Source organism: Candidatus Thorarchaeota archaeon (assembly GCA_013388835.1).
Taxonomy (GTDB): domain Archaea; phylum Asgardarchaeota; class Thorarchaeia; order Thorarchaeales; family Thorarchaeaceae; genus JACAEL01.
The window spans coordinates 45,136-52,789 of record JACAEL010000035.1; the positions used below are offsets into that span (position 1 = coordinate 45,136).

The 7,654-nt window shown below is 56.1% G+C and carries 6 protein-coding genes; 3 read left to right on the plus strand and 3 right to left on the minus strand.

Translation table 11 applies throughout. The features are described 5' to 3' along the window. Positions 1-37: 37 nt before the first annotated feature. Positions 38-1,078, plus strand: a complete 1,041-nt coding sequence (locus tag HXY34_06595; GenBank protein ID NWF95794.1) for a zinc-binding dehydrogenase — start codon at positions 38-40, stop codon at positions 1,076-1,078. Here the strand turns inward: HXY34_06595 and HXY34_06600 are convergent. Next, the gene (locus HXY34_06600) at positions 1,075-2,946 is read right to left on the minus strand and encodes an alkaline phosphatase (GenBank protein ID NWF95795.1); all 1,872 of its coding nucleotides are present in this window, start codon (positions 2,944-2,946) and stop codon (positions 1,075-1,077) included. The genes HXY34_06595 and HXY34_06600 overlap by 4 nt on opposite strands. A 122-nt stretch (positions 2,947-3,068) precedes the next feature. Between HXY34_06600 and HXY34_06605 the strand changes: the two genes are divergently transcribed. Together HXY34_06605 and HXY34_06610 are read left to right on the plus strand one after the other, a co-directional pair. Then, the gene (locus tag HXY34_06605; protein ID NWF95796.1) at positions 3,069-4,913 is read left to right on the plus strand and encodes a S9 family peptidase; all 1,845 of its coding nucleotides are present in this window, start codon (positions 3,069-3,071) and stop codon (positions 4,911-4,913) included. A gap of 219 nt (positions 4,914-5,132) precedes the next feature. Next, entirely contained in the window at positions 5,133-5,750 is a 618-nt protein-coding gene (locus tag HXY34_06610; GenBank protein ID NWF95797.1) for a hypothetical protein, read from the plus strand. A gap of 339 nt (positions 5,751-6,089) precedes the next feature. Here HXY34_06610 and HXY34_06615 read toward each other — a convergent pair whose 3' ends face one another. Beyond that, positions 6,090-6,968 (minus strand): isoaspartyl peptidase/L-asparaginase, encoded by an 879-nt coding sequence (locus HXY34_06615; GenBank protein NWF95798.1) that lies wholly within the window; start codon positions 6,966-6,968, stop codon positions 6,090-6,092. Positions 6,969-7,408: 440 nt separating this feature from the next. Continuing rightward, the coding region (locus HXY34_06620) for a hypothetical protein (GenBank protein ID NWF95799.1) at positions 7,409-7,654 on the minus strand (246 nt) is incomplete at its 5' end.

Consider the following 7,654-nt stretch of genomic DNA (forward strand, 5'->3'; position numbering starts at 1 on the left):
TTAGGTCAGCAGAGAACACTCGTACGGGCTATAGTTGATGAAAGCATCAGTGTTTCATAACCACGGCGGTCCGGATGTGCTCTCGTATGAGACTGTTGAAGACCCGACTCTCAGCAGCACGCAGGTCTTGATCGAAGTCAAGGGAGTCGCCCTAAACCATCTTGACCTGTTCGTGAGAAAGGGTTGGCCGGGTCTGAACCTCACAATGCCGCATATCCTTGGCAGTGACGTCGCAGGAGTAGTCAAGGACACCGGCGATGGAGTCAAGTCGACACTCACACCGGGCGACAGAGTAGTAGTCGACCCGAGCGTCTATTGCGGCCACTGCGAGTTCTGCCTCAGAGGGGAACACTCTCTGTGTGATGAGTACAGGATAATTGGCGAACACGTCAGAGGTGGCTATGCAGACTACATTGCTGTGGAGGCTGAGAATGTCATCCCAGTCCCGAATGACTTCAAGCTCGACCTGACTATGCTTGCGGCGATGCCTCTGACCACAATGACTGCATGGCGTGCGCTTGTGACAAAGGCGAGACTGCGTGCAGGACAGGACATTCTCATAGTTGGGATTGGTGGAGGTCTCGCAGTCGCGGCCCTTCAGATAGCTGGGGCGCTGGGAGCAAGAGCAATCGTGACTTCCTCATCTGATGAGAAGTTGAAGAGGGCAGTAGAGCTGGGGGCTGCACAGACCATCAACCACAGGGAACAGCCCGATTACCACAAAGAGGTATGGAGGCTGACGAACAGGCGAGGCGTCGATGTTGTCCTTGACTCGGTCGGCCAAGCCACATGGGAGAGAAGCCTTCGCAGTCTGAGAAAGGGAGGGAGGCTTATCGTTCCGGGTGCCACTTCAGGACCGAACGCCACAACAAACGTGTCACTCGTGTTCTGGAAGCAGCTCGAGATACTGGGCACCACGATGGGCAGCCGGTCCGAGCTGAGAGACGCACTAAGGCTGGTATGGAGTGGCAGAGTGAGACCGGTGGTGGACCGTGTGATGCCCCTGTCGAAGGCACGAGAGGCACACGAGGTCTTGGAGAGAGGAGAGCAGTTCGGCAAGATCATCATGACGCCCTAGTCAACTAGCCCTCGCACGTCCTGTGTACCTGCCTCCTTGCGATACCGCCCATGTACGACGAAGAGCAATAACGCGAAGAGACCGACACCGCCCGCTGCCAGACCAATGAGAGAGACCGTGGAGAGGTCCGCGGATGCAGGGGAGACCGTGACGATAGAGACGTCCCACGCCCTGTTTCCGGCACTGTCAATGAAGACGATAGTGACATTGAAGACGCCCACACCAAACTCAGACAGACCGACAGTCACGGTTTCTGCCGAGGAGTTCCAGACACCCTGAAGCACGACGATGCCATCGACTAGAACAGCATATGAGCTGGGGTTAGCATCCTGAGCTCTCCACGACAGCTTCTGAGAGACGTTCCCTTGAACAAGACTGACATTTCCAGCGGGCACTATCGTCGGACGAGTACCGTCAACAAGCCACACGAAGGCAACTTCGGCGGTGTTGCCAGAGGTGTCATTCGCACGCACAAGAAGAGTATGCCATCCGTCGTTCGAGGGGACTGTGACCACATATGGGTTGGTGAGAACAGACTCAGATTCATCATCCCACTGGGCGACCACGGTATCCAGCCGCCAGTCAGTGACCTCAAGGAACACCTCTGTGACTGGCCGTACGACAGAGCAGTTGACAGGTGAAACAAGGACGACCTCGGGAGAGACATTGTCCTGTGGCACGTCCAGTAGGAGGTGTTCCGACGACACATAGTAAATGTCAGTGTTGTCAATGAATGTGCAGTTGGCCCAGGACGATGGGACCGCGCCGTTCAAGTAAAGCGGGACGAGTGCAGCGGTATGGTAGGTGCTTGACCAGGTCACGCTGACATTGTTGGCTCTTGCAACACGCAGTGTCCGATTCTGTTCCTCGGTGAGTCCCTGTGATGGGAGTTCATCGTTCAGTGTGTCTCCAGTTATGGAGAGCCCACCGGTCTCGTGATCCGCAGTGACAATGAGCATGGTGCCCGGGTGTTGCTGCACAAACCTGCTTGCGACAAGGACGGCGTAGTCGAAAGCAATGACATCAAGCGCCACATTCACTCTGTCGTTGCTGTGTGCCGCCAAGTCTATCTTGCCGCCCTCCACCATCAGGAAGAAACCGTCGGGATCCGAGGAGAGCAGGGTCAAGGCCTTGTCAGTCATCTCTGCAAGGGATGGCTCAACATCATAGTCACGGTCTGCCTCGTATGCCATGTGACTGGACGCAAAGAGACCGAGCACACGTCCACTGGACACAGAGAGTAGTTGTGTCCTGTTGTAGACGACAGTGTATCCCTTCGAGGTCATCATGTCAAGCTGGGCGGCAGTGAACTGACTGAGTCCACCGCCCATTATTGTATCCACATTGGAGACCTCCACTATCTGGCGCGCAATCTCTGACGTGTTGGACCTGCTCATGACGTGAGACAGGAAGGCCGCAGGGGTCGCGTGGGTGACTTCGCAGGTGGACACCACGCCCGTGGACTTGTTCAGTTGTTGCGCAAGCTCAACTATGGTCTCAAGGGGAGTGCCCTGCGGAGTCATGGACAGAATGCCATTGTTGGTCTTTCTCCCGGTCGCCATGGCAGTAGCCGCTGCTGCTGAGTCAGTGATGAGAGAGTTCGCACTGGAGGTGTTGACTGCGGTCTCGAAACCGATGGTTTCCATGGTGAGGTCTCCCAGCACACCCCTCTCTACCAGAGCACCCAGCTCAACGTGTTGATGACCCATACCATCGCCAATCATGAGTATGATGCTGTGGGGCGCCCCGTTCGCGAATACTAGGACGGTGGTCTGGGGGTACACACGATGACTTGTATCAGTGGTCATCAAGCAGCTAGCCATGAAGAGGATGATGACGGCACAAGCAAGAGCATTCAGACGCATCATGTACGTTGCACTTGTTCAAGTTGTGGACGGCAATACCAATGAGTCTATCGATGACACTCGGACACCTCCCGGCTTGCTGTGTGTATGGCAAGACTGATAGCGAAGGGGTTCTCTCGTAACTCATGGCTCCGGTCGAACTTGAGAAGTATCTTGCTGTTGAGACTGCAGGCGGGCCGTCGTGGCATCCCAGAGAGGACCGTCTTGCCTTTGTCCTGAATGCCCCGGGTACGTTTCAGGTGCACACGGTGGACGTGCTGAGGGGACATGCACTGTGGCCTGAACGTGCGACACATGAGAAGAACCGATGCACTGCCCCGGTCTTCCTCAGCGACGGCACAGTAGTCTTCATGACCGACAGCGGAGGCGACGAGAACTACCAGATTGGTCTGATAGAGCGGAGCGGTAAAGTGTCATTCCTCACACACGAGCCCGCAAGCAAGCACCTGGTGTCTCATGTATCTCCGTCGAGTGTCTACTATCAGGCCAACGTTGAGGACCGAGCAAGGCTGGACATTCACAGGTGGAGGATACCACTGATCAACAATGATCCCGAGGTCATCTACAAGCCCACAGCAGGACTGGTCTCGGTGAGCGCGACTCTACATAACGACAGGGTCCTCATCATCCACAGAGCAATTGGCAACAATGAGCATGAGGTCCTGCTCTACGACGATGGGAGCATCACGAGTCTGACGGAGGGGCTGGTCCGCAACCAAAAAGCCAGATGGACACCCGAACGCTTCATAGACAACAATACGCTACTTGTCACAACTGACTTTCGGTCAGACTTCAGGCGCCTTGCCCTTCTCACGCTGAGCGGCGAGTTTAGGACCATTCCGGAGATAGAGGACAACCTCAGGTACGAGACAGAGGAAGCCGCATTCGCCGAGGGACACGCCGAGACCTACTATCTCGTGAACGAAGAGGGTTACAGCAGGCTGTACCGGGCCGTGTTTCACGCGGATGGTATGACGGACCACGAACCTATCCCATTGCCAATCAACGGAACGATGGTGTCCGGCGATGCAAGGTCGTTCTCACGGGCCTCATCTCTGTCACCGGACGGGTCCATGCTCGCCATCACATTGGCCTCACCAGTGGAACCATCCAACATATGGGTCCTTGATACACAAGACAAGACCGCTTGGAAGGCGACCAGGTCGGGTCTTGCAGGCCTCGTGTCGTCAGCATTCTCAGATGCGACCCTGCACCGATTCAGCAGCTTTGACGGGCTATCAGTCCCCTACTTCAGGTACTTACCAAAGGGGAGAAAGCCGGAAAGAGGATGGCCGTTCATAGTGATGATACACGGTGGACCTGAGGCGCAGATCCGACCTGACTTCAACCCTGTGATCCAGTTCTTCGTTGCAGCCGGCTATGCAGTTGTGACCCCCAACATCAGGGGAAGTGAAGGTTACGGAAAGAAGTACCTTGACCTTGACAATGTCGAGAAACGCATGGACTCGATTGCTGACATCCGCGAGATGGTCATGCACATCAGGAACAACGACCCCAGTCTGGACACTACCAGGGCAGTGGTCTACGGAGGCAGCTACGGGGGGTTCGCCGTCCTGTCCGCAATGACCGAGTATCCGGACCTCTGGAAGGCAGGCATAGACATCGTGGGCATATCCAACTTCGTCACGTTCCTTGAGAACACTGCACCATGGCGTCGTGCTCTTCGCGAGGCAGAGTACGGCAGCCTTGAACACGACAGGGACACTCTCGAACGTATCAGTCCAATTCACAAGGTTGACAGGATAGCAGCTCCCCTGTTCATCATCCAGGGTGACAATGACGAGAGGGTGCCGCTGTCCGAGTCGATTCAGATGTACAATAGGCTGATTGAGAGAGGAATACCGTCAAGGCTGCTGCGGTTCCCGGACGAGGGCCACGGACTGGCGAGGATTGAGAACCGAATCAAGGCGTACACAGAGGTCATTGACTGGCTCAGAGAGATAGTGTGATATCCTAATTGTACGGGCAACCTGGGTGAGAAGACAGCAGAGCATGGTTGCTTCACTGGACGCGGGCCTGCTCACTCAGCTGCGCAGGACAGGAGAGGTGAAGGGCGGCACTGCGGTCCTGACACAAGTACGGGAGCCGACCGGACAACAGCCAATGCCACCATGCTCACTCAGCTACGATTATGAGGGGGGCCACCAATTGCCACATGAGTGTTCCACTTGTCCAAGACCGCGGTAGTGTCAGTCATTGTGCTCGCATGCCTCATCATATGCGTCCCCGTTCGAGCCATCGAGTTCCCCGTCGCTTCATACACTGACGACTGGATTGTGGTAGATGTGCATCTGTCTGCGCCAGACCATGTCGAAACCTCAATTCCAATCAATGTCACCGTTGTCATAGGGCTGGTTCCACTCTCGAGCGGAGTGACTCAAATCAACATAACCGAGGTGGCAATCAGCATTCACCGTGCAGAAAAAGGTGGAGGCTTCACACTAGCCGGGATTGGCGTGGACAGGACACTTGAGACGTTCAACCATGACCACGCGAACATCAGCCGTGTGATCAGGATGACTGCCACTCTGTCAGGCATGGTGTGCTACTTTGCAGTGTCTGTGTCAGGCACATATAGAAACGGGACTGACAGCTCCCTCTTCAGCTGCAGCTCGAACGAGAATCTCATCGGTCCGTTTTCAGTCTATCAGGGGCTGACATCGCCACAGTCGTTAGTTGGCCTTGCGATGACCGTCGTTTTCATCGCGGCTATTGTTCTCGGGGCATGTGGCATCAGGAAGTCGCGCAGAGGCACGAGGCAGAGGCGCTCCCTGCTTGACGAGTAGTCACAGGACATGAATGCTCTGCAACGACATGCAGAGACGGTCAGTCAGGGGGACCACGAGCGACGACCCCAGCATGTACTTGGGATGCTCTGTGACAGGGGCAGAGTGAGTAGTGGTCGGGTCCACGTTGTACGAAGAGTCTGATGCGCGTCTGTCTAGTCGATACACTACTTGACTGATAGGGATGTGATCATCACCATGAGAAGTCTGGCAGACCTGGTGGACGAGTGGTACCCGCCCGGCGCTGCGACCGCTTGAGGCGCCCGAGGACCGCAGGCCTCCAGTCAGGTCTCACCGGTTGAACTTCAGATGTGCTCTATGAATGAAATCCGTGTTGCTCTACGCCGGCCCAGTCGGCCACTTTGGTGACATCGATGTGTAGAGCCTGTCTGGTCTGCCCTGAATCACCGCAACGGGCATGTGAGGTGTGTCATGACCCATCGCGACCTGACCCGACCTGTCCACCATGATGAGACCGGCTTCACCAGTTGTCTTGTCCCGCAACTCTCTCATCATCCTCGCTGCTGAATCGGTGACGGACATGCCGCTCTCCACATGATACACCGCCATGCGCGCCATCACGATTCGTAGGATCTGTTCACCCCTGCCTGTACACGAGGCCGCTGCAATCTCATTCGCGTAGACACCTGAGCCGATTATTGGGGAGTCGCCGACCCGGCCCGGGAGTTTCCCAGACCAGCCACTTGTTGATGAGGCACCCACCAGTCGACCGTTCTTGTCAGCAATCACGCAGCCAACAGTGTCACACCCTACAGACAGCGAAAGGTTTGATGTACTCCCGGGACGGTCTTCTTTCCTGTAGCCCTCTGACACCATACGCCTGTAGAGCTTCTCTGCGCCATCTGCAACGAACTGCATGTTGGAAGTACGCTCGAGCACGTAGCGTGCCAGCGAGATTGGATGCCAGACGTTACGCACGGCCATCACGGCCCCGCTTTGAAGGCGATTGCCGTCCATGATCATCGCGTCAAGCTCCACAACGCCATCCGAATTCGGGTTTGCTCCCCTTCCGGCAGTGAAGAGACTCGTATCCTCGAGTGTCCAGATTGCGGACTCTGCAGCATCAAGAGCAGAGCCGCCCCGTTCGAGCACACAGAACGACATGCGAGCGGCCAGCCTCAGGGCCTCCATGATGGCCCCATGTCTGTCTTCCGGAAACTTCGTTGCTCCACCATGAATCACAACTGCAGGCAGCATAAGTGCATCGTGCGCCGCTGAGAGCAGTCACAAGAAAAACACAGCTGGTACTCACGGAACAATATGAACTCCCACGAGTCTTCGCCAAGTGGTCACTGTGTGTGCATGATTACAACTTGACAGGCGGAGGTCTCTGAACATCACAGATGCGATGTCTAAACAGGGAGTGAGGCAGTACTGGTGCTTGAAACGTAGATAAGAGCGCGACCTCCCACGGGCATCATCAGATAAATGCCCCCTCTCTCCATGATGCCCGACCGCAGCGGCCGCCCACCTCGGACTTCAACTCACGGGCGGCCGCAATACCGAAAACCTGACTGTCGAGATTGCGTCAAGCCTTTGATGTGCCTTCGGGAGATGGCGGCCGCTGAAAAGGCACCCTGCCCACAACCGTGTCCTGCTGATGTCTGTGTTGTGTGGCCACTTCCAGTACCGGAGTATCACTGCACTGTGCACTGGTGCGGAGAACAAGCAAAGATGCGGCCCTCGTCACCCTCCCACCAGCTCACGGTCTGTTGCATCAACTGGTCTGCCTTACCGAACCAGCCCTGCGCATCGGGACTCAACGACTCATTCTCTGTCGTACCGACTCCAGTACCATCCTGTCCCTCTGACTCCCCAGGGTTGCTCGGGTCGTGTCTGTTGAGGTCGGCCACCACGTTGATGTCCTGCACCCTCATGTCCAC